Here is a 20,049-nt window from a genome sequence, read left to right on the forward strand (position 1 = left end):
TCCTTCCCTCCGAGATTCCTCCCGGGGCAGCGATGAGTTCCGGCCCTCCCGCCGGTCACCACCCCGGACGGACCGTTGCCACAGGAGGGCCCATGTCGCTTCCGGAGATCGTCTCGCGCGAGGCGTGGCGCGCGGCGCGCGCGGAACTGCTGGTCAAGGAGAAGGCCGCCACCCGAGCGCGGGACGCGCTCAATGCCGAGCGGCGCGGACTGCCCATGGTGGAGGTCGGCGAGGAGTACGTGTTCGAGGGCGGGGACGGCAAGGCCACCCTGCTCGACCTGTTCGAGGGCCGGCACCAGCTCGTCGTCTACCACTTCATGTTCGCGCCCGAGTGGGACGCCGGCTGCCGCAGCTGCTCCGCATTCCTGGACCAAGTAGGGCATCTCGCCCATCTCAACGCCCGTGGTACGTCGTTCGCGGCCGTGTCCCGGGTGCCGTACCCGAAGATCCTGCCGTTCAAGGCGCGGATGGGCTGGACGGTGCCCTGGTACTCGTCGTACGGCAGCGACTTCAACCACGACTTCGAGGTGACCCTCTCGCGCGAGGGCGAGCTCGTCGAGCGCCCGGGCCTCAGCTGCTTCCTGCGGGACCGCGACCGGATCTTCCACACCTACTCGACGTACGAGCGCGGCCTCGACGGTCTCGGCTCGACCACCAGCCTGCTGGACCTCACCGCGCTGGGTCGCCAGGAGGAGTGGGAGGAGCCCAAGGGGCGCGCATCAGCTCTTGGGGCGCCTGCGGGAAGTGAGCGCGTCCGCTATCACGATGAGTACGACGACTGATACGCAAAGTGAAAAGATAGACCAATCGGCTGAGAGTTTGGTCACACTCGGTGGTGAACGAGTGTCAACTACGTCTCAGAACCGTCACTTCGCGAGCCGTTCACCCCATGGTTGGCGTTTAACTCTACGAGTACAGCGCGACATGGAGGTGCAGGGTGAACGGGCGAACGGTGCTCGAGAGCTTTCCCGCCGGTGGGCCGCGTGGCTCCTGGCCGGCGGAGGAGTTCGCGCAGGCGCGGCGTCTGGAGGGCCTGCCTGCCGAGGTCGTCATGGATCTCGCCACGGACATGTTCCTGGTGATCGTGCGCAGCGGGGACGGTGCCGACGCGGCGGCCTGACGCGTGCCCCGAGGGGGGCGTGGCTCAGCCCGCCTTCGGTGACGGCACCTTCGGGACCGGCGCGACCGGCTGCACCGGCTGGACCGTCGTGGGTGACGTGGGTGCCGAGGCGAACTGCTCCGCCTGGAGCGCGTACAGCTCGGCGTAGAGACCGCCCGTCGCCAGCAGCTCGTCCGGAGTCCCGGACTCCACGAGCCGGCCCTGGTCCAGGACGTGCACCAGATCCGCGTGCCGTACGGACGCCAGCCGGTGCGTGATCAGGACGACCGTCTGGCCGCTGTCGGCCAGGGCGCGGATCCGCTCGAAGACCTCCAGCTCGGCCCGGGCGTCCAGGGCCGCCGTCGGCTCGTCCACGATCAGGATGCGGCCCCTGCGGTAGGCCGCCCGGGCGATGCCCAGCCGCTGCCACTGGCCGCCCGACAGTTCGTGCCCGCCGCTGAAATTGCGGGCGAGCAGGGTGTCCAGCCCGCGCGGCAGGTCCGCGATCACCGTCTCGGCCCCGGCCTCGGCGATCGACGCGGCCAGGCGCTGCTCGCACACCGGCACCGACGTGCGCCCCAGGGCGACGTTCACCCGGGCCGTGAACGGCCACCGCTTGAAGTCCTGCGCCACCATCGCGATCCGCTCGGCCAGCCGGCGCCGGTCGGCGGTCGCCGCGTCCACTCCGTCCCACAGGATCCGTCCCTTCTCCGGCGTGTAGAGCCCGGCGAGCAGCTTGACCAGGGTCGTCTTGCCCGAGCCGTTCTCGCCGACCAGCGCCACGATCCGGCCCAGCGGGAGCGTGAGCGACACGTCGTCGAGGGCGGGACGGGCGGAGTCGCCCGGGTAACGGAACGTGACGTTCTCGAAGCGGATCTCGCGCGGGTTCTCCGGCAGAGGCAGGCCGCCCACCGGGATGGCCCGCTGGGCCGCCTCCGTGTACAGCCGCTGCAAATCGCCGACGAAGAGCGCCTCCTCGTGCAGCGCGTTGACCTCCACCACGAGCGTGTCGAGGCTCTGCGAGCCGGTCCGGATCGCGATCACGGCCGTACCCGCCACCGACAGGGCCATCGCGCCCGCCAGCAGCAGCCCGCCGAGCGTGGCGTACGTCGCCACCGTCGCCAGGCCCGTCCACGCCGCCGCGATCAGGCCGGTACGGGCGGCGAGCCGGGCCAGCCGGGCCTGCTCGGCCTCCGCCGTCTCCGACATCGCGCGGAAGTGCCGCAGCAGGAACGCGCCCACCCCGTGCACCCGGATCTCGGGGGCCGCCTCGGGCTCGATCAGCAGATTGCCGATCAGCCGGCCCGCCCGGGCGTGCTGCACCCAGGCGTGGAAGGACTCGTACCGCCGCCGGGCCACGGTCAGCGCGCTCCAGGCGCTCGGCAGGGTCATCGTGACCAGCAGCGGCAGCAGCGCCGGATGCAGCACGGTCAACACGCCTGCCGCGGCGACCAGCGAGATCATCGCGTTGATCACGCGCGTTCCGTAGGAGATCATCCGGCGGGCGGAGGCGGCGCCGTACTGCGCGGTGTCCAGCAGCTTGTGGAAGGCGTGGTCCTCGATCGCGGCCAGTTCGACGGCCGCGGCCCGCTCCAGGTACTGCTCGGTCGCCACCCGCTCCACCTTGGGCTCCAGCCGCCCGGTGGCGTAGGTGCTCGCGGCCCGCAGCAGCGCCGCGAGCAGCATCACGACGGCCACGGTGACCAGGGCCGGCACGGCGCCGCGCAGCCGCTCCTCGATGTCGCCGCCGCCCATCAGCCGGGCCAGCACGCTGTTGACCGCGAGCAGCGCCACCGCCTGCGCCACGCCCCGGCCCGCCTCGGCGGCCAGCACGATCCGCGCGGCGCCCCGGTCGGCCTGCCGGGCGAGCCGAAGGCTGGACGCCAGCAGGGACGGCAGCCGGGTGATCATGGCGCGGAAGTTCAGCTCCAGGAACGCGTCGGCGTGCTGGTTCCAGCCCATGTCGTAGCGCAGCGGCCCGCCGAAGAGCAGCCGCTCCGACTCGGACACCTCCGGCGCGGTCCGCTTCTTCGCCACCGTCGACCGACCTCCCCGCTCATGTCCCGCTCGTGGACGAACGGTCACTATGGCGGGGGCGGAGCCCGCCCGGGCAGGGCGCAGCCCGGGGCGCCGGAGGCGCGCGGGCGCACGAATCGGGCGGCGGAGGCGTGAGGCGGCGCTGAGTCGCAGGGGTGGTGGCCATGCCTCGACCGAGCGGTAGGACTCAACGAGCGGTAGGACTCAACGAGCGGTAGGACTTAACGGTCGGTAGGACTCGACCGAGCGGTGTCCGACGAGCTTGACGAGCCCTACGCGGTGACGAGCCCTGCGCGGTGACGAGCCCTACGCGGTGACCGGCCGCGACCAGGACGGGGCGGTCCCCGTCACCCGGCACAGGGCCAGATACAGCGGTATCGGCGGGGTGTACGGCAGCGTGCCGTCCGGGCGGTGGATGAGTTCGGGCAGCTCGGGGACGTCCGGGACGACCGCGCCGGTGGCGTAGTGCGCCGGGGCCGGCCATTCCAGGGCGTGGTCGGAGTCGGACGGCACCAGCCACCACCAGTGCGTCGCGTCGGCGTACACGCAGCCCGTGCGGGGCAGCCGGGGCATGACCAGCGGGCCGAGACGGGCGGGCACGGCGACCGCGTCACAGCCGAGCGGGGCGGTCATGCCGTCGGGCACGGGCAGTCGCAGAGCCGGGCCCGTCGTCCGCAGCTCGCGCCCGAGCCGGGCCAGGGTGTCGAGGTTCAGGACGCGGCCACCGCGCCCGGGGCTCATGCAGGCCCCCGCTCTCGGCGTCGCTCCTGCGCGGGGACTTCCTGAGCGGGGACTTCCTGAGCAGGGACCTCCTGAGCGCCCTCCGCCCGGCGCGCCCGGCGTGCCCCGTCCCCGTCGCCCGAGTCGTCGGACGGCCCCGGCTTCGGGCGGGTGCCCCAGCCCAGGTCGTTCCGGGGCTCCGCCGGGTCGTGCGGGGTGTCGGCCTTGCGCGGCAGCTCGGCCCAGACCAGCAGCCCGGGGCCGTGCTCATGGGCACCCCAGGCGTCGCAGAGGGCGTCGACGAGAAGCAGTCCCCTCCCGTGCTCCTCCTCGGGCCGGGTGCGGCCGGCCGCGTGGGGCTGGCCCGGGGCGCAGCCCTCGTCCCGCACGGCTATCCGCACCAGATCGTCGCCGTCGTGCAGCTCGCACACTATGTGGGTACTCGCCGTGTGCACGATGGCGTTGGTGACCAGTTCGGACACCACCAAGGCCGCGCTGTCGCACGTGTCCTCGCACACCGACCAGCCTGTCAGCCGGGCCCGCGTCAGGCGTCTGGCCTGTGCGGGAGATCCCGGGTGTGCGGCCAGCTCGAAACGGAACCGGCGCTCGGCAGCGGCCCCGGCGGGGCTTGCTTCCGGGCTGGCACCCAGGCCGTAAGGGCCTGCGGCGGCGTCTGTTCCTAAGGGCGCGGACGGAATCACGCTTGCCACTATCGTCCCGCCGTGAACACTTGGCAAGTGTCACTCTGAAAATTGCAGAGTGCTGTGTGACGGTCTGGAAGGCCGTGGCACACTGCTCGCAACAGCACCCCGTGCGGCGCCAGTTGAGACATCGAAGTGATGTTCGGAACATCTGTTCGGATGACCGGCTCTTCGAATAGGTCTTCGAATGGCGCCGCCGGGCTGTCGGCTTCTTCTGTGGCCGGCTCGTCAGAACTCTTGGTGGAGGTGGAGCGTGAGCGAACCGCGGTCCGCTCCGACCGTGGGCCAGGTCGTCCTCGGCCGGCGCCTGCTGGACCTGCGGGAACGCGCGGGGATGAAGCGTGAGGAAGCCGCCCGCATCCTGCGCGTCGCCCCCGCCACGGTCCGCCGTATGGAGATGGCCGAGGTCGCGCTCAAAATCCCCTATCTCCAACTCCTCCTGAAGGCCTACGGAATCTCCGACGAGGAGGCCGACGCCTTCGTCCTGCTGGCCGAGGAAGCGAACAAACCCGGCTGGTGGCAGCGTTTCCACGACATCCTGCCCGGCTGGTTCTCGATGTACGTGAGCCTGGAGGGCGCGGCCGGCGTCATCCGCAGTTACGAGCCCCATTTCGTCCCCGGGCTGTTGCAGACCGAGGACTACGCGCGCGGAGTGCTCCGTTCGGGCGCCATCGGCCAGACCCGGCCCGACGACATAGAGCGCCACGTCGCCCTGCGGATGCAGCGCCAGGAACTGCTCACCCGCAAGGACGCGCCCCGGCTGTGGGTCGTCATGGACGAGACCGTGCTGCGGCGCCCGGTCGGCGGCCCGGAGGTGATGCGCGCCCAGATCGACCGGCTGCTCGAGGCCACGGAGCTGCCCCATGTGACGCTGCAGGTCGCCCAGTTCGCGACCGGGCCGCACCCGGGCACGTACGGGCCGTTCGTGCTGTTCCGATTTGCCATGCCCGAACTGCCGGACATGGTCTACAGCGAGTACCTGACCGGCGCGGTCTACCTCGACGCGCGCGCCGAGGTGGCGACCCACCTCGAGGTCATGGACCGCATGGCGGCGCAGGCCGCTACGGCACAACGCACGAAGGAGATCCTCAGGGATCTCCGCAAGGAGCTGTGAATGGATCGCATCAAGCCGCGCAAACACGTCTACAACGGCATGCCCGCGCGCGACTTGGGCAGCGAAGGCTGGCACAAGCCGTGGAGCGGGGGGAACGGCGGGAACTGCCTGGAGGCGATGAAGCTCGCCGACGGCCGAATCGCCGTCCGGCAGTCCACCGACCCGGACGGTCCGGCCCTGATCTACACCACCGACGAGATGACGGCCTTCATCGAAGGGGCGAAGGCGGGGGAGGCGGACTTCCTGCTGTCCTGACGCGATTGCCTTTTCTGAACGTTCGGCTTTCTGACTCGACTTTCTGACCGTGGTGCTGAATTGACCATCTTTTGTGCCTTACGGAGTGCCTCATGACCGGGCAGGACCCCACACCGGCCGTCCAGATCGACACGACCAGACCCCACCCCGCGCGGATGTACGACTGGTACCTCGGCGGCAAGGACAACTACCCGGTCGACGAGGAGATGGGCCGGCAGATGCTCGCCCTCGACCCGAGGGTGCCGGTCATGGCGCGGGTCAACCGCGCGTTCATGCACCGGGCCACGCGCTGGCTGGCCGCGAACGGCGTACGGCAGTTCCTGGACATCGGCACCGGCATCCCGACCGAGCCGAACCTCCACCAGGTCGCCCAGGAGATCGCCCCCGACGCCCGGGTCGTCTACTGCGACAACGACCCCATCGTGCTGGCCCACGCGGCGGCGCTGCTGCGCGGCACGGACGAGGGGGTGACCGAGTACCTCCAGGCCGATGTGCGCGACCCGGACGCCATCCTGGAGGGCGCGAGGAAGGCCCTGGACTTCTCCCGGCCCGTCGCGCTGTCGCTCATCGCGCTGCTGCACTTCGTCTCCGACGACGACGGCGCGCACGACCTGGTCCGCCGGCTGCTCGCCGAACTGCCCTCCGGCAGCCACCTGGTCATCACCCACGCCACGGCCGACTTCACGCCTCAGGAGTCGAAGGCGGCCACGGAGAAGCTCCGCGCCGCCGGTGTCACCCTGGCCCTGCGCTCCCGTGAGGAGTTCACCCGCTTCTTCGACGGCCTCGACCTCGTCGAGCCCGGCGTCGAGGTGCCCCATCGCTGGCACCCCGAACTGGGCGAGCCCGTACCGGGGCAGGACGACGGGGTGATTCCGGGGTACGGGGCGGTCGCGCGCAAGCCGTAGCTCCACGCGATCGCGCGCAAGCCGTAGCTCAACGCGCTTCACGGGCCGGCCGGTCAGGGCGGCGGCAGTGCACGGCACAGCGCCTCCAGGGCCGGCCCGTACGCGTGCTCGGAGGGCGTCGCGTACCCCACGACGAGGCCGTCGCCCGCCGCCATGTCCGTGTCCGGGTGCCGGAACGCGGCGAGGCCGTCCAGGGCGATGCCCTGCCAGGAGGCGGCCTTGACCGTGGACGCCTCGGTGCCGGGCGGCAGTCGCAGCACCGCGTGCAGCCCGGCCGCGATACCGGTGGCCTCGATGTGCGGCGCGTGCTCGGCGAGCGCCGCGACGAGCCGGTCCCGCCGGCCGCGGTAGCGCTGCCGCATCCGCCGTACATGACGGTCGTACGCCCCGGAGACGACGAAGTCCGCGAGGCTCAGCTGGTCGAGGACGCTCGCCCACGCCTCCCGGTCTCCCTTGGCGGCCAGGACGGCGTCGACGTACCGCTCCGGGAGCACCATCCAGCCCAGCCGCACCGCCGGTGACAGGCTCTTGCTGACCGAGCCGATGTGGATCACGTGCTCGGGGTCGAGGCCCTGGACCGCGCCGACCGGCTTGCGGTCGTAGCGGAACTCCCCGTCGTAGTCGTCCTCCAGGAGCAGCCCGCCACGCGCGCGTGCCCAGTCGATCACGGCGGACCGGCGCGCGGGGTGCAGCGGCCCGCCGGTCGGGAACTGGTGGGCCGGCGTGAGCAGCACGGCCCGCTCACGCCCCAGCCGGTCGACCCGGGCGCCGTCTTCGTCGAGGGGGAGCGGCATGGTCCGCACCCCGGCCGCCGCGAGGATCTCCCGGTGGAATCCGAGCCCGTACGCCTCCACCGCCAGGGGCCCGCGCAGCACGCCCCCTCCGAACAGCAGCCGCAGCGCGTGCGCGAAGCCGGAGCAGATCACGATCCTGCCCGGCTCTGTGCGCACCCCACGCGCGCGTGCCAGGTACTCCGCGAGTGCCTCCCGCAGTTCGATCCGGCCGGCCGGATCACCCGGGCCGAACACCTCGTTGGGCGCCTGCTGGAGAGCCCTTCGGTACGAGGCCAGCCACGCGGTGCGCGGGAACGACGAGGCGTCCGGCGTGCCCTGCGTCAGGTCGTGCCGGGGTCCACGCGCGCGTGGAGGTGCCTTTCGGGGCACGCGGGCCGGGGGCCGCAACAGCCCGGCACGCTCCGCGACCCGCGTGCCCGAGCCCTGCCGGGCGGTGAGCCAGCCCTCCGCGACGAGTTCCGCGTAGGCGTCGGCCACCGTGTTGCGGGCGACGCCGAGATCCGCCGCGAGCGAGCGGTACGGCGGCAGCCGCGTGCCCGGAGCGAGCCGCCCGCTGCGTACGGCATCCCGCAGCGCCCGGATCAGCGCCGCGCGCCGCCCGCCCGGACCGGTCAGCTCCAGATGCAGGTCGGACCCGATCCGTTCCGCCGAATTGACCCACGAATCCATCACGGAAATGCACCCTACAGTGGGTCTTTACGGACCGTAGGTTGAAGGACATGACGACGCACCCGAACACCGACAGCACGCAGGTGAAGGCACCCCGGCTGGAGTTCGCCAAGTCCGCCCCGAAGGCCTTCCGGGCCCTGGTCGCCTTCGACGCCGCCGCCCGCGAGGGTCTCGACCCGGCCCTCGTCGAACTGATCCAGATCCGCGCCTCGCACCTCAACCACTGCGCGTACTGCCTGCACATGCACACCAACGACGCCCGCAAGGCCGGCGAGAGCGAGGACCGGCTGCACATGGTCGCCGTGTGGCGCGAGGCCCGCCACTTCTTCACCGAGCGGGAACAGGCCGCTCTCGCCCTCACGGAGGCGATGACGCTCGTCGCCGACGCGGGCGTCCCGGACGAGGTCTACGCGGAGGCCGCCGCGTTGTTCGACGAGCGTGAACTGGCCCAAGTCCTCGCTCTGATCTGCGCGATCAACACCTGGAACCGGGTGGCGCTGTCGACGCGGAAGGTGGCGGGGACGGACGAGCGGTGATCGCCCCCCGGACCGGAGCGGACCCGACCGGACCGGACGTATGCCTAGACCGTCATGGGCCGGTCGTACGGTCCGATCGGCGCCGGGAGCCTCGAACTGCCCGTCAGATGGCGGTCGACCGCTGCCGCCACGGCCCGCCCCTCGGCGATCGCCCAGACGATGAGCGACTGGCCGCGGGCGGCGTCTCCGGCGGCGAACACGCCGGGCACGTTCGTGGCGAAACCGGCGTCGCGCGCGATCGTGCCGCGGGGCTCCATGTCCAGCCCCAGCTGGTCGACGAGCCCGTCGCCGCGGTCGGGCCCGGAGAAGCCGAGGGCGAGCAGCACGAGGTCGGCGGGGAGCGTCCGCCCGGTGCCCTCCACCGGGCGGCGCCGCGCGTCCACCTCGACCAGGTGCAGTGACCGCACACGGCCTTCCGCGTCACCGTCGAAGCGCAGCGTGGACGCCGCGAACAACCGCGCGTCCGCGTCGGCCACCGGAGCCGTCCGCAGGTCCCGGGCCTCCTCGTGCGCGGCGGACAGCCGGTACACCCGCACCGGGTACGTCGGCCAGGGCTCCCTGTCCTCGTCGCGCTCGGTGTCCGGCAGCGCGTAGATGTCCAGCTGCGTCACGGACGCGGCACCTTCCCGGACGGTTGTGCCCAGACAGTCGGCCCCGGTGTCGCCGCCGCCGACGATGACGACGTGCTTCCCCGCGGCCGACAGCGGGGACGTCTCCAGATCGCCCTCGCACACCCGGTTGGCCAGCGGGAGGTACTCCATCGCCTGGTGAATGCCCGTCAGCTCCCGCCCCGGCACGTCGAGCTCGCGCCACGCGGTCGCCCCCGTGGCGAGCACCACGGCGTCGTAGCGGGTCCGCAGGTCGTCGGCCCCGATGTCCCGCCCGACCGCCGTCGACGTACGGAACTTGGTCCCCTCGGCCCGCATCTGCTCCAGCCGCCGCTCCAGATGGTGCTTCTCCATCTTGAAGGAGGGGATGCCGTACCGCATCAGCCCGCCGAGCCGGTCGTCCCGCTCGTACACGGCGACCGTGTGCCCCGCCCGGGTCAACTGCTGGGCCGCCGCCAGCCCGGTGGGCCCGGAACCGATCACCGCGACCGTCTTGCCGGACAGCCGCTCCGGCGGTCTCGCCGGCGTGAAGCCCTCCTCCCACGCCCGGTCAGCGATCGCGCACTCGACGTTCTTGATCGTGACGGCCGGCTGGTTGATCGCCAGCACACACCCCGTCTCGCAGGGCGCCGGGCACAACCGGCCGGTGAACTCCGGGAAGTTGTTCGTGGCGTGCAGCCGGTCGGCGGCCGCCCGCCAGTCCTCCCTCGACACCAGGTCGTTCCACTCGGGGATCAGGTTGCCCAGCGGGCAGGCCTCGTGGCAGAAGGGGATGCCGCAGTCCATGCAGCGGTCGGCCTGCTTGCTGATGATCGGCAGCAGCGCCCCGGGGACGTACACCTCGTCCCAGTCCCGGACCCGCTCGTCGACCGGCCTGCGCGGCCAGTCCTGGCGGGGGGTGGTCATGAAACCCTTGGGATCGGCCATGGCCGTCTTCCTTGCGTGCGCGTGTGACAGGCCGTGCGTCGTCGGTCGGCGCTCCTTCCGGCCACGATACGTCCGCGGCGGCACCCCCGCAGGGGTCACGCCCGCAGGGGTCACGCTCGCAGGGAAGCGGATCACGGGGCGCAGCCGAGCGCCGCCGGCGCGCTCAGGTGAGCGCCAGCACGTACGCCACGGCCGCACCCGCCGAGGCGGCCGTGCGGACGTGGTTCCACATCGTCCACTCGCGCACGTACACCGGCCAGTACGCGGCCGCCTCCGAGGTGTCCGGCGCGAGCTTCTGCAGCGCGTCGTTGCGCGGCACGTTCGCGACCATGGTGACCCCGAACGAGCCGAACAGGTACAGCGCGCTGCCCACCAGCAGCTCGACCGTCCCCTCGTCCGGCCACAGCACGAACGTCACCACGGCGATCACCGCGCACAGCACGGCCGACCCGAGGAACACCGCCATGAAGGGCGGCGTCACCGCGGCCACGTTGATCGCGTTCATCGCGGCGACCCCCTGCGCGTGCGGCAGCGTGGCCAGGCCCCGCATGACGAAGGTCGAGAAGCCGCAGAAACAGGGCGTCCTGGGCCGCCCGCCGCCGTGCGTCCCGCACCCGGCGCCGCCGTCGCGCCTCGGCGTCCGCCAGACACCGCTGCTCGGCCCTGGCGAGTGCCGCCTCCTCGACCAGTACGCCCTGCCGCTCGTAGCGGCTCTTGCGCCGGTTGAACCGCACGACCACCGCCGACAGCGCGCTCTCCTCCCGCGCTCTGCGTGTCAGCGCGGTGTCGCCGCGCGGCAGGAACACCAGATGTGCGAGGTCGGCACAGTCGAGGCAGCGCGGGACGGCGTCCTCCAGGACGAGCAGCGGCAGCGGTCCCCGCCGGCACTCGGCGCAGTGCCGCCGCTTGAGGGGCTGGAAGACGAGCAGTCCGGTGGGGGTGCGGGGCGGGAGTGTCGCGTGCGGGGCCATACGGCGGTCCGGGACCATAGGGGGTTCCTTCCCGCCGACGGCGGCGCGCACCGCGTCCGCCGGAGGAGACCTCGGCGGTCTCGGCGCCGCTGCTGCTGCCAGTCCTTCCCGGTGTCGGTGGCGCTCACCGGCCTGACACGTCCCGCCGCGGTCTGACGCATCATGGGCCGTGTGCGACTCGAAGCGATCACCTGGGACCGGCTCGGCGACACGCTCGCCGAGCGTCTGCTCGACCTGAAGCCCGCCGACGGCAGTCCCTGGCCGCGCATCGCCTTCGACGGCGCCCCGGCCGCCCGCCCGGGAGACCTCGCCCGGCGGGTCTCCGAGGCGTTGCGCATCCGCGGACGCTCCTCGCTCGTCGTGGACACGGAGGGTTTTCTGCGCCCCGCCTCCGTGCGGCTGGAGTACGGCCACCGGGACGTGGAGTCCTACTACAGCGGCTGGTACGACACCAGCGCCCTGTGGCGCGAGGTGTTCGGCCCCCTCGAAGCCGGGGGTGACGGCCGCGTCCTGCCCGATCTGTGGGACCCGGACGCCGACCGGGCCACCCGCAGCGACTATGTCCAACTCCCGCCCGGCGGTGTGCTGTTGCTGCACGGTCCCTTCCTCCTTCGGCACTGGTTCCCCTTCGATCTGAGCGTCCACGTCCTGCTCTCCCCGGGCGCCCTGCGCCGCCGCACGCCCGAGGCCGAGCACTGGACCCTGCCGGCCTTCGAGCGCTATGAGCAGGAGACCGACCCGGCGGGCACGGCCGACGTCCTGGTACGGGCTGACGATCCGCGCCATCCGGCGTGGGGCGGCTGAGTCGCAGCCCTGTCTGCGGGGGCGCTGTTCCGTGTGCGGGCGCCGGATGGCGCGGCGAGAATGAAGGGCGCCGGGACTCGCGGTGCCTCCCGCGCCGCGCCGGCCGTCCGGCACCGGGAGGTACTCCATGACCACCGCCGGAGACATCATGCACCGCGGCGCCCAGTGGATCCCCGCCCACGAAACCCTCGACCGCGCGGCCCAGCTCATGCGCGAACTGAACGTCGGCGCCCTGCCCATCAGCGACGAGAACGAGCGGCTCTGCGGCATCCTCACCGACCGCGACATCGTCGTCGGCTGCGTCGCCATGGGCCACGACCCCGCCGAGGTCACCGCGGGCGAGATGGCCAAGGGCACGCCTCGCTGGATCGACGCGGACGCCGACGTCGGCGAGGTGCTCCACGAGATGCGGGAGCACCAGATCCGCCGGCTGCCCGTCATCCAGGACAAGCGCCTGGTCGGCATGATCAGCGAGTCCGACCTGGCCCGGCATCTGGCGGACGACCAGATCGCCTCCTGGGCCGAGGGCGTCTACGCCAGGACCACCCCGCGCTGACCGCGCCTCACCCCGTCACGACCCCGCGGGTCACGGACCTCGTCAGAGCCAGCCGCTGCGCCGGAACCCCCGGTACAGCGACAGGCACGCGATGGATATGACGCCGATGACCATGGGATAGCCGTATCGCCAGTGCAGCTCCGGCATGTGGTCGAAGTTCATGCCGTACACCCCGCAGACCATCGTCGGCACGGCCACGATCGCGGCCCACGCCGTGATCTTCCGCATGTCCTCGTTCTGAGCGACCGTGACCTGCGCGAGGTGCGCCTGGAGGATGGAGTTGAGCAGTTCGTCGAAAGAGGCGATCTGCTCCTTCGCCCGCAGCAGGTGGTCCGAGACATCGCGGAAGTAGGCCTGTATCTCCGGGTCGACCGCCCGGATCGGCCGGGTGGCGAGATCCTCCAGCGGGCGGCTGAGCGGCACCACCGCCCGCTTCAGCTCCAGGAGTTCACGCTTGAGCTGGTAGATGCGCCCCGGGTCGGCCCGCGCGCCGGTCTCCGCGAACACGTCCGCCTCGACCTGGTCGATGTCGTCGTGCACCGAGTCCGTGACGGTCAGGTAGTCGTCCACCACGTGGTCCGCGATCGCGTGCAGCACCGCGGACGGGCCCTTGGCCAGCTGGTCGGGGTCGGACTCCAGCTCCTCGCGCAGCGGGCCCAGCGAGCCGTGCCGGCCGTGCCGCACCGTGATCACGAAGTCCTTGCCGACGAAGACCATGATCTCGCCGGTGTTCACCACCTCGCTGGTGGCCGTGAGTTCCTCGTGCTCGACGTAGCAGACCGTCTTGAACACCGCGAAGAGCGTCTCGCCGTAGCGCTCCAGCTTGGGGCGCTGGTGGGCCTCGACGGCGTCCTCCACGGCCAGGGGGTGCAGGTCGAAGAGCTCGGCGATGCCCGCGAACTCCTGGTCGGTCGGCTCGTGCAGGCCGAGCCAGACGAAGCCCTCGCCCTTCTTGCGCACCCACTCCATGGTGTCCTCGAGATCGCCGCGCGCGTCGGTGCGCGCACCGTCCCGGTACGTCACGCAGTTCACCACCGAGGAGCCCAGCGGGGAGCGGGCCGGGTGACTCAGGTCGACGCGCGGGCGCCGCCGGGCCAGCCGAGCCACCTTGCGGAGGCCGCCGACCCCGCCGAGGCTCGTGACCTTGCGCAGATTCCCTGCCATGGACATCTGCATCTCCTTGCGTGGAGCTCCTCGCGCCGTCCCGCGCCTTGCCGCGTCAGTCTGCCAGGCGGACGTGAGCTGCGGGTAAGCCTGTGGAAACGGCTCGTTCCGCTTTGTTCCCGGCTGTGGATGACCGACTCCGGGGCCCTCGCCCCCGGACGTTCGGGGTGCCCTGGTCCCCGGACGTTCGGGTGCCCGCGTCCCCGAGACTTCGACGCGTGCCGGCGCCGTGCGGTTCTCCCTACCGGAGCGTCGACCATCACGAACAAGTCGGATAAATGGGATGATCGCGGCATGACGCGAACCGACGGGTACCTCCTCGACAACCGGCAGACCGAGGCGGCAGAGCTCTTCAGTGCCTTCGCCGCTCTCTTCGACCCCACGACGTTCCGGCATCTCGAAGCGCTCGGCATCGGATCCGGCTGGCGGTGCTGGGAGGTCGGAGCGGGCGGCACCTCCGTGGTGTCCTGGCTGGCGAAGAAGGTCGGCCCGACCGGACGCGTCGTCGCGACCGGCACCGACACCTCCCGGCTCGTTGCCGCTGCCCGGCCGCCCGTGGAGGTGCGCGTGCACGACCTCGGCGCCGAGGAATCGCCGGGGGAGGGCTTCGACCTGGTGCACGCCCGTCTCGCCCTGGTCCACGTGGCCGACCGGGCACGGGCCATGCGGTCCATGGTCCAGGCGCTGCGCCCCGGCGGGCGCATCCTCGTCGAGGACGCCGACCCCGCCCTCCAGCCGCTGCTCTGCCCCGACGAGCACGGTCCCGAGCAGCAGCTCGCGAACCGGCTGCGGCACGGCTTCCGCAGACTGCTCGCCGACCGCGGTACCGAACTCCCCTGCGGCCGCGTCCTCCCGCGGCTGCTGCGGGAGGCGGGCGTGACCCGGGTGCACGCCGACGCCTACTTCCCCGTCGCCTCGCCGGCCTGCGCCGCCCTGGAGTCCGTGACGATCCGCCAGGTCCGCGACCAGCTCGTCACGGCGGGTCTCGCCACGGACCAGGACATCGACCGGCATCTCGCGAACGTCACGTCCGGCGCCCTCGATCTGACGACGGCTCCGATGATCTCGGCGTGGGGTCGCAAGCAGTAGTCAGAGGGCATGCGGGGCGCCGGGCATCAGCCGGGCGAGGGCGGTCGGCCGCCCACCCGTTCCACCGCACTCGCACCCGCCCGGCAGCCCTCTTCCGCCGCCTCCTCGGGCCCGGCGCCCGCGAGCAGGGCGGCGAGGAACGCGCCGGTGAAGGCGTCACCGGCGCCCGTGGTGTCCCGTGGTGTCACCGGTACGGCGGGGACGCGGGCGCACACCTTCCCCGAGCGGGCGACGAGCGCCCCCTCGTGCCCCTGCTTGGCCACCACCAGCGGAACACGCAGGCTCAGCTCGGCCGCCGCGTCGGCCGCGTCGGCCATCCCCGTCAGCAGGCACGCCTCGTCCCGGCTGGGCAGCAGCACGTCCACGCCCTCGACGAGCCCGAGGAACCGCCCGGCGCCCAGCTCCCCGAGGAAACCGGCCGACGCTGGGTCAAGACTCACCGGCACGCCACGCGCGCGTGCGGCCTGCAGAGCCACCGTCACCAGGGCGCGACTCGGCTCGGAGTACAACAGGTAGCCCGACAGGTGCAGCCGGGCCACGCCGTCGAGCAGCGCGTCCGACCAGTCGGCGGGTTCGAGCCGCAACGACGCGCCGCTGTCGGTGAGGAACGTCCGCTCCGCCGAAGCGCCCTCGTCCACCAGGCAGATCACCGTGCCGGTCGCCGCCCGCGGGTCCACGACGAGCCGCGGGAGCACACCGTGGGCCACCAGCTCACGCTCGTGCCAGGCAGCGGCATCCGCCCCCACGCCCCCCAGCAGCCGCACCTCCGCCGCGCCCCGGTGTGCGGCCCAGCACGCGACGTTGGCACCCGCCCCGCCCGGCACCGTCCGGATCGAGGCAGCCGTGTCCGTACCGGCGGCGAGCGGCCCCGCGTGCCGCGCGACGACGTCCGTGATGACGTCCCCGACGACCAGCAGCGCCCCGCCCGCTGCCGAGGTCCCCGCCGGGCCGGCTCCGCCTGCCGCGCCGCGGTCGGCCCCGGCCCCGGTCATCCCCGCGCCCAGGCCGCCGCGATCCGCGCCGCCAGGCGTACGTTGCCGCGGACCGCCGCCAGGTTGGCGCTCAGGGAGGCGCCGTCGGTGTGCCGTACGAGGTAGTCGAGCAGGAAGGGCGTGACGGCCTGGCCGGTGATTCCCTCCTCCTCGCACGCCTGCAGCGCGTCCGTGAGCACACGCGTGTGCAGCTCCGGATCGAGCTGCTCGTCCTCGGGGACGGGATTGGCGACGATCAGCGCCGACTCCGGCCCGGCGAGCGCGTCCTGGGCGCGCATGACGCCCGCCACCTCCTGCGGCGTCCGCAGCGTCCAGTCCACCGGATGCCCCGAGTCGGACAGATAGAAGCCGGGGAACCTGTCGGTCCCGTAACCGGCCACCGCGACACCCAGCGTCTCCAGCCGCTGCAAGGTCGCCGGCACATCCAGGATCGACTTCACCCCGGCGCACACCACGGTGATCCGCGCCCGCGCCAGCAGCCCCAGGTCGGCCGACTCGTCCTGCGTCACCGTCCACTCCCGGTGCACGCCGCCGAGCCCGCCCGTCGCGAACACACGCACGCCCGCCAGCGACGCCAGCAGCGCCGTCGCCGACACCGTGGTCGCCCCGCTCACCCCGGAGGACACCGCGAGCGGCAGGTCGCGGTGGCCCAGCTTGCGGATGCCGTCCTCGTTCGCGACCCGCTCCAGCTGTTCCTTGTCCAGCCCGACATGGGGCCGCCCGTCCAGCACGGCGATCGTCGCGGGCACCGCGCCCTCCTGCCGCACCGCCGTCTCCAGCTCCAGCGCCACCTGGAGATTGCGCGGCCGCGGCAGCCCGTGGGCGATGATCGTGGACTCCAGGGCCACCACGGGCCGACGCGCGTCGATCGCCTCCCGCACTTCTTCTGACACCACCAGCACCACGCGCCTGCCTCCTGTCGGTCGGTCTTCCCTCATCTCTGGCGGGCGGCGCGCCGGGCCAAACCCTTGCGGGCCGTCGGCGACATCACGAGCCTGGGGTGCATGACGGACAACACGCGACTCGACCACGTCGTCCTCTGGGTGCGCGACCCGCTCGCCGCCGCGGACTTCTACGAGAAGGCCGTCGGCCTGGAAACGCTCAGGCTCACCGAGTTCGCCGCCGGAGAGGTGCCGTTCCCCTCCGTACGCGTCAACGACGAGACGATCCTCGACCTCATGCCGCTGACCTTCGCGGAACGGATGACGATGCTGCCCGGCGCCGCCGACAGCGCGGGGCACCCCGTCAACCACGTCTGCCTGTCCCTGTCCCGGGGTGACTTCGACGCCCTGCTCAGCCGTCTGGAGGAACGCTCCGTACCGGTGTCGGACCTCTCGTACGACTCGTTCGGGGCCCGGGGCAAGGCCACGCGCAGCTTCTACTTCCGCGACCCCGACGGCAACGTCTTCGAGGCGCGGCACTACGACTGACCAGGGCGCGCGACCTCAGAACAGCGGCTCGGGCAGCACCCCTTCGAGGGCCAGCAGCTTCCGCTTGGTCTCCAGGCCGCCCCCGAAGCCCCCGATGCCGCCGCCGCTCTCGACGACCCGGTGGCAGGGCACCACCACCGGCAGCGGGTTGGCGCCCATCGCCGTGCCCACGGCCTGGGCGGCGCCCGGCTGGCCGACCCGCCCGGCCAGATCGCCGTACCCGACGACCGTGCCGTACGGCACTCCGGATGCCAGCTCGCGCAGGACCTCGCGGTTGAAGCCGGAGATCAGCGACCAGTCCAGCGGCAGGTCGAAGGCGCGGCGCTCACCCGCGAAGTACGCCTCGACCTGATGTATCGCCTCGGCCAGCGGCGGGGAGCCGGGCGCCTCGGCGGGCTCGGTGCCGAGCCGCGACGCCAGCCGCTCGACCGCCCGGTCCCGCACGGCGTCCGTGGCGTGGAACACGACGTTCACCAGGCCCTCGCGGGTCGCCGCCAGCAGCAGCGGGCCGATGGCGCTGTCCACGACGCCCCACACGACCCGCTGCTCAACCTGCCCATGGCTGTCCATGCGCCCACCGTACGACCCACCACTGACAACGCCGCCCGGCCGGACGCACCGCCACCGGCGGTCGGCCTGCCTCACCCGCCCACGGCCTCCCGCACCACGTCCGGCTTGTTCGTGATGATCCCGTCGACCCCGTACCCGGCCGCCCGCCGGGCCCTCGCCGCGTCGTCGACCGTCCAGGCGAGGACCTGCAGCGGCCTGCCGTGCGGCCCGGTGAACGCCTGGACGGAAGAGACGTACGCCGTGGAGAGCGAGCCGTACGGCGGGTTGATCTGGTCGGCGAAACCGGCGTAGAGCGGCAGGGCCGCCACGGGCGGCGTGCCCAGCAGGCCGGTCTTCACGGCGGGCTTCAGCTCGTGCACCCTCCGCACGCTGTCCGCGCTGAAGCTCTGCACGACCAGCCGTCCCGCCACATGCGACCGGTCCAGCCAGCCCTCGTTGGCCAGGACCTTGAGCGTCTGCCGCTCGATGCCCGGATACAGCTCCGGGTTCTTGATCTCCAGAAGAAGCTTCTGGTGATGACGCTCGACGCGGTTCACGAACTGCTCCAGCGTCGGCACGCGCGCGTCCGCGTACGCGGGGCCGAACCAGCTGCCCGCGTCGAGACGGGCGATCTCGGCGGCGGTGAAGTCCTTCACCTTCCAAGGAGCCCGGCCGGGATAGACCTCCTCGACGTCGGTGGTACGCCGCAGGTTGTCGTCGTGGAGGACGACGAGTTCACCGTCCCTGGTGCGCTGCACGTCGTTCTCCACCCAGCGGACGCCCAGCTCGGCCGCCTTGTCCACGGCGGCCAGCGTGTTCTCGGGCGCGTACGCGGAGGCTCCCCGGTGTGCGACGACCAGCGGCCAGCCGCCGCCGGCTGCGGCCCGCGCCGGCGAGACGGGGAACAGGAGGGCGGCCGTCCCCAGGAGCGCGGTGGTCGAGGCGGCAACAGCGCGCGCGTGCATACGTACTCCTCGCGTCGAGCGATCACGGCATCACAGACAGCTCAACTGTGACAGCAGAGAGTCAACGAAGAGGGGTACAGGATGGCCACAGGTTGAATGGAGAGGACCCAACTCCGCACACCGGTAGCGCACAACTGGGGCAAGGACGTGTTTCTTTGTCGGAAAGTCGTTCGACCATTCCGGTGGGGGTCATACTTTCTGCGTCAACCCTGACCGCTGCCGCGGTCCTGGGAGGGGGCGTACATCGGGAATTCCGGGTCGCAAAGGGCGGGAAGGGCAGCCGCGCATGCAGGGCACGGTCGACGGATTCAGCTACGGCCTGGTCACACCCCTGGTGGCCTACCTCATGGCCTGCCTCGGAGGCGCCCTCGGCCTGCGCTGCACCACCAGATCCATGCTCGTCGCCCACTCCTGGCGCCCCGGCTGGCTCGCCCTCGGCTCGGCCGCCATCGGCTCCGGCATATGGACCATGCACTTCATCGCGATGATGGGGTTCACGGTCCGGGGGGCCACGATCCACTACGACAAGCCGATGACCTTCGCCAGCCTGGCCGTCGCGATCGTGATGGTGGGCGTCGGGATCTTCATCGTCGGCTACAAGGGAGCCCGCGGAACGGCTCTGTTCACCGGCGGGACCATCACCGGCCTGGGCATCGCGTCGATGCACTACCTCGGCATGGCCAGCATGCACCTGGACGGAAAACTGGAGTACGACACGCTCACCGTCGGCATCTCCGTCGCGATCGCCATGGCCGCCGCCACCGCCGCCCTGTGGGCGGCCGGCCAGGTCAGGGGCCTGCTGTGGAGCGTGGGTGCCAGCCTCGTCATGGGACTCGCCGTCAGCGGCATGCACTACACCGGCATGGCCGGCCTCAGCGTCCACCTGCACGGCACGGCCGAACCCACCGCGGGAGAGTCACCCGCCGCCCTGCTCGCGCCGATGCTGGTCGGCCCGCTCGCCTTCCTCCTCCTCGCCGGCGTCGTGGTGATGTTCGACCCGCTGATGGTCATGGGGAAGCCCGCGGTCGTCCCCGTCGAGCACAGGCCCGGCATTCCGGCCCACGTCCACACGCCCCACAACCCGCAGCGCCTGCGGCTCCGCCCCCGCCGCACCGTGGAGCACCGGGGCTCCCGAACCCCGCAGAACCGCTGACCGGAGCCCAT

Annotated in this window: 21 protein-coding genes and 2 pseudogenes; 11 read left to right on the forward strand and 12 right to left on the reverse strand. The window is 72.1% G+C overall.

The annotated features are described in order from the left end of the window. Positions 1-92 precede the first annotated feature (92 nt). The gene (locus tag ABZ192_RS04895) at positions 93-782 is read left to right on the forward strand and encodes a DUF899 domain-containing protein (RefSeq protein ID WP_356923118.1); all 690 of its coding nucleotides are present in this window, start codon (positions 93-95) and stop codon (positions 780-782) included. Positions 783-937: 155 nt separating this feature from the next. Beyond that, a complete protein-coding gene (locus tag ABZ192_RS04900; protein WP_037674458.1) occupies positions 938-1,120 on the forward strand; it encodes a hypothetical protein in 183 nt (60 codons plus the stop codon). A 24-nt stretch (positions 1,121-1,144) separates the two neighbouring features. Here ABZ192_RS04900 and ABZ192_RS04905 read toward each other — a convergent pair whose 3' ends face one another. The 3 genes from ABZ192_RS04905 to ABZ192_RS04915 form a co-directional block, all read right to left on the reverse strand. Further along, on the reverse strand, positions 1,145-3,061 hold the full coding sequence (locus ABZ192_RS04905) for an ABC transporter ATP-binding protein (protein ID WP_356923321.1): 1,917 nt from the start codon (positions 3,059-3,061) through the stop codon (positions 1,145-1,147). Positions 3,062-3,442: 381 nt separating this feature from the next. Continuing rightward, a complete protein-coding gene (locus ABZ192_RS04910; RefSeq protein WP_356923119.1) occupies positions 3,443-3,877 on the reverse strand; it encodes a hypothetical protein in 435 nt (144 codons plus the stop codon). Next, positions 3,874-4,566 (reverse strand): ATP-binding protein, encoded by a 693-nt coding sequence (locus ABZ192_RS04915; RefSeq protein WP_356923120.1) that lies wholly within the window; start codon positions 4,564-4,566, stop codon positions 3,874-3,876. Before ABZ192_RS04915 ends, ABZ192_RS04910 begins: the two co-directional genes overlap by 4 nt. A gap of 244 nt (positions 4,567-4,810) precedes the next feature. On the opposite strand from ABZ192_RS04915, the gene ABZ192_RS04920 reads away from it, so the two are divergent. The 3 genes from ABZ192_RS04920 to ABZ192_RS04930 all read left to right on the forward strand — a co-directional run bounded on the left by ABZ192_RS04920 (position 4,811) and on the right by ABZ192_RS04930 (position 6,831). Further along, positions 4,811-5,671, forward strand: a complete 861-nt coding sequence (locus ABZ192_RS04920; RefSeq protein ID WP_356923121.1) for a helix-turn-helix transcriptional regulator — start codon at positions 4,811-4,813, stop codon at positions 5,669-5,671. After that, positions 5,672-5,926: a DUF397 domain-containing protein gene (locus tag ABZ192_RS04925; RefSeq protein WP_020277664.1), complete on the forward strand. Its 255-nt coding sequence runs from the start codon at positions 5,672-5,674 to the stop codon at positions 5,924-5,926. It begins immediately after the preceding gene. 92 nt (positions 5,927-6,018) lie between these two features. Next, on the forward strand, positions 6,019-6,831 hold the full coding sequence (locus ABZ192_RS04930) for an SAM-dependent methyltransferase (protein ID WP_356923122.1): 813 nt from the start codon (positions 6,019-6,021) through the stop codon (positions 6,829-6,831). A gap of 53 nt (positions 6,832-6,884) precedes the next feature. Here the strand turns inward: ABZ192_RS04930 and ABZ192_RS04935 are convergent, their stop codons facing one another. After that, positions 6,885-8,297 carry a PLP-dependent aminotransferase family protein gene (locus ABZ192_RS04935; protein ID WP_356923123.1) on the reverse strand — a complete coding sequence of 471 codons (1,413 nt, stop codon included), beginning with the start codon at positions 8,295-8,297 and terminating at the stop codon, positions 6,885-6,887. 47 nt (positions 8,298-8,344) lie between these two features. Here ABZ192_RS04935 and ABZ192_RS04940 point away from each other — a divergent pair, with 47 nt between their 5' ends. After that, positions 8,345-8,830 carry a carboxymuconolactone decarboxylase family protein gene (locus tag ABZ192_RS04940; RefSeq protein WP_356923124.1) on the forward strand — a complete coding sequence of 162 codons (486 nt, stop codon included), beginning with the start codon at positions 8,345-8,347 and terminating at the stop codon, positions 8,828-8,830. Positions 8,831-8,874: 44 nt separating this feature from the next. Here the strand turns inward: ABZ192_RS04940 and ABZ192_RS04945 are convergent, their stop codons facing one another. The 3 genes and pseudogenes from ABZ192_RS04945 to ABZ192_RS04955 form a co-directional block, all read right to left on the reverse strand. Then, on the reverse strand, positions 8,875-10,365 hold the full coding sequence (locus tag ABZ192_RS04945) for a glutamate synthase subunit beta (protein ID WP_356923125.1): 1,491 nt from the start codon (positions 10,363-10,365) through the stop codon (positions 8,875-8,877). A gap of 163 nt (positions 10,366-10,528) precedes the next feature. Further along, a pseudogene (locus ABZ192_RS04950) lies at positions 10,529-10,939 on the reverse strand (anthrone oxygenase family protein); the annotation flags it as partial. A 7-nt stretch (positions 10,940-10,946) separates the two neighbouring features. Then, positions 10,947-11,336 (reverse strand): annotated as a pseudogene (locus ABZ192_RS04955) (DUF2293 domain-containing protein); the annotation flags it as partial. Positions 11,337-11,498: 162 nt separating this feature from the next. Between ABZ192_RS04955 and ABZ192_RS04960 the strand changes: the two are divergent. Together ABZ192_RS04960 and ABZ192_RS04965 are read left to right on the forward strand one after the other, a co-directional pair. After that, positions 11,499-12,140 carry a uridine kinase gene (locus ABZ192_RS04960; RefSeq protein WP_356923126.1) on the forward strand — a complete coding sequence of 214 codons (642 nt, stop codon included), beginning with the start codon at positions 11,499-11,501 and terminating at the stop codon, positions 12,138-12,140. Between the two features lie 127 nt (positions 12,141-12,267). Then, a complete protein-coding gene (locus ABZ192_RS04965) occupies positions 12,268-12,696 on the forward strand; it encodes a CBS domain-containing protein (RefSeq protein WP_356923127.1) in 429 nt (142 codons plus the stop codon). A gap of 42 nt (positions 12,697-12,738) precedes the next feature. On the opposite strand, the gene corA is transcribed toward ABZ192_RS04965, so the two are convergent. Continuing rightward, the gene (gene corA, locus ABZ192_RS04970; protein ID WP_356923128.1) at positions 12,739-13,866 is read right to left on the reverse strand and encodes a magnesium/cobalt transporter CorA; all 1,128 of its coding nucleotides are present in this window, start codon (positions 13,864-13,866) and stop codon (positions 12,739-12,741) included. Between the two features lie 288 nt (positions 13,867-14,154). Between corA and ABZ192_RS04975 the strand changes: the two genes are divergently transcribed. After that, positions 14,155-14,949, forward strand: coding sequence for a methyltransferase domain-containing protein (locus ABZ192_RS04975; RefSeq protein WP_356923129.1), 795 nt, complete (start codon positions 14,155-14,157; stop codon positions 14,947-14,949). Between the two features lie 26 nt (positions 14,950-14,975). On the opposite strand, the gene ABZ192_RS04980 is transcribed toward ABZ192_RS04975, so the two are convergent. Together ABZ192_RS04980 and ABZ192_RS04985 are read right to left on the reverse strand one after the other, a co-directional pair. Further along, a complete protein-coding gene (locus ABZ192_RS04980; protein WP_356923130.1) occupies positions 14,976-15,941 on the reverse strand; it encodes a sugar kinase in 966 nt (321 codons plus the stop codon). Further along, positions 15,938-16,846 carry a pseudouridine-5'-phosphate glycosidase gene (locus tag ABZ192_RS04985; protein WP_356923131.1) on the reverse strand — a complete coding sequence of 303 codons (909 nt, stop codon included), beginning with the start codon at positions 16,844-16,846 and terminating at the stop codon, positions 15,938-15,940. The genes ABZ192_RS04980 and ABZ192_RS04985 overlap by 4 nt, the downstream gene beginning before the upstream one ends. A 99-nt stretch (positions 16,847-16,945) precedes the next feature. On the opposite strand from ABZ192_RS04985, the gene ABZ192_RS04990 reads away from it, so the two are divergent. Continuing rightward, a complete protein-coding gene (locus ABZ192_RS04990) occupies positions 16,946-17,371 on the forward strand; it encodes a VOC family protein (protein WP_356923132.1) in 426 nt (141 codons plus the stop codon). A gap of 15 nt (positions 17,372-17,386) precedes the next feature. On the opposite strand, the gene ABZ192_RS04995 is transcribed toward ABZ192_RS04990, so the two are convergent. Both ABZ192_RS04995 and ABZ192_RS05000 read right to left on the reverse strand, forming a co-directional pair. Next, positions 17,387-17,941, reverse strand: a complete 555-nt coding sequence (locus ABZ192_RS04995; RefSeq protein WP_356923133.1) for a methylated-DNA--[protein]-cysteine S-methyltransferase — start codon at positions 17,939-17,941, stop codon at positions 17,387-17,389. A 71-nt stretch (positions 17,942-18,012) separates the two neighbouring features. Beyond that, positions 18,013-18,885 carry a glycerophosphodiester phosphodiesterase family protein gene (locus ABZ192_RS05000; RefSeq protein WP_356923134.1) on the reverse strand — a complete coding sequence of 291 codons (873 nt, stop codon included), beginning with the start codon at positions 18,883-18,885 and terminating at the stop codon, positions 18,013-18,015. Between the two features lie 286 nt (positions 18,886-19,171). On the opposite strand from ABZ192_RS05000, the gene ABZ192_RS05005 reads away from it, so the two are divergent. After that, entirely contained in the window at positions 19,172-20,038 is an 867-nt protein-coding gene (locus ABZ192_RS05005; RefSeq protein WP_356923135.1) for an MHYT domain-containing protein, read from the forward strand. The last annotated feature ends 11 nt before the right edge of the window (positions 20,039-20,049 follow it).

Source organism: Streptomyces sp. NPDC006235 (assembly GCF_040613735.1).
In the GTDB taxonomy this organism is placed as follows: domain Bacteria; phylum Actinomycetota; class Actinomycetes; order Streptomycetales; family Streptomycetaceae; genus Streptomyces.

What these genes read in the sequence shown, in the direction of transcription:
- ABZ192_RS04905 (WP_356923321.1), bottom strand. Translation starts at nt 3,061, where the DNA reads ATGGGCTGGAACCAGCACGCCGACGCGTTCCTGGAGCTGAACTTCCGC.
- ABZ192_RS04930 (WP_356923122.1), top strand. Translation starts at nt 6,019, where the DNA reads ATGACCGGGCAGGACCCCACACCGGCCGTCCAGATCGACACGACCAGA.
- ABZ192_RS04990 (WP_356923132.1), top strand. Translation starts at nt 16,946, where the DNA reads ATGACGGACAACACGCGACTCGACCACGTCGTCCTCTGGGTGCGCGAC.
- ABZ192_RS04980 (WP_356923130.1), bottom strand. Translation starts at nt 15,941, where the DNA reads ATGACCGGGGCCGGGGCCGACCGCGGCGCGGCAGGCGGAGCCGGCCCG.
- ABZ192_RS04910 (WP_356923119.1), bottom strand. Translation starts at nt 3,877, where the DNA reads ATGAGCCCCGGGCGCGGTGGCCGCGTCCTGAACCTCGACACCCTGGCC.
- ABZ192_RS04965 (WP_356923127.1), top strand. Translation starts at nt 12,268, where the DNA reads ATGACCACCGCCGGAGACATCATGCACCGCGGCGCCCAGTGGATCCCC.
- ABZ192_RS05005 (WP_356923135.1), top strand. Translation starts at nt 19,172, where the DNA reads ATGCAGGGCACGGTCGACGGATTCAGCTACGGCCTGGTCACACCCCTG.
- ABZ192_RS04925 (WP_020277664.1), top strand. Translation starts at nt 5,672, where the DNA reads ATGGATCGCATCAAGCCGCGCAAACACGTCTACAACGGCATGCCCGCG.
- ABZ192_RS04895 (WP_356923118.1), top strand. Translation starts at nt 93, where the DNA reads ATGTCGCTTCCGGAGATCGTCTCGCGCGAGGCGTGGCGCGCGGCGCGC.
- ABZ192_RS04975 (WP_356923129.1), top strand. Translation starts at nt 14,155, where the DNA reads ATGACGCGAACCGACGGGTACCTCCTCGACAACCGGCAGACCGAGGCG.
- ABZ192_RS04945 (WP_356923125.1), bottom strand. Translation starts at nt 10,365, where the DNA reads ATGGCCGATCCCAAGGGTTTCATGACCACCCCCCGCCAGGACTGGCCG.
- ABZ192_RS04960 (WP_356923126.1), top strand. Translation starts at nt 11,499, where the DNA reads ATGGGCCGTGTGCGACTCGAAGCGATCACCTGGGACCGGCTCGGCGAC.
- ABZ192_RS04940 (WP_356923124.1), top strand. Translation starts at nt 8,345, where the DNA reads ATGACGACGCACCCGAACACCGACAGCACGCAGGTGAAGGCACCCCGG.
- corA (WP_356923128.1), bottom strand. Translation starts at nt 13,866, where the DNA reads ATGTCCATGGCAGGGAATCTGCGCAAGGTCACGAGCCTCGGCGGGGTC.
- ABZ192_RS04995 (WP_356923133.1), bottom strand. Translation starts at nt 17,941, where the DNA reads ATGGACAGCCATGGGCAGGTTGAGCAGCGGGTCGTGTGGGGCGTCGTG.
- ABZ192_RS05000 (WP_356923134.1), bottom strand. Translation starts at nt 18,885, where the DNA reads ATGCACGCGCGCGCTGTTGCCGCCTCGACCACCGCGCTCCTGGGGACG.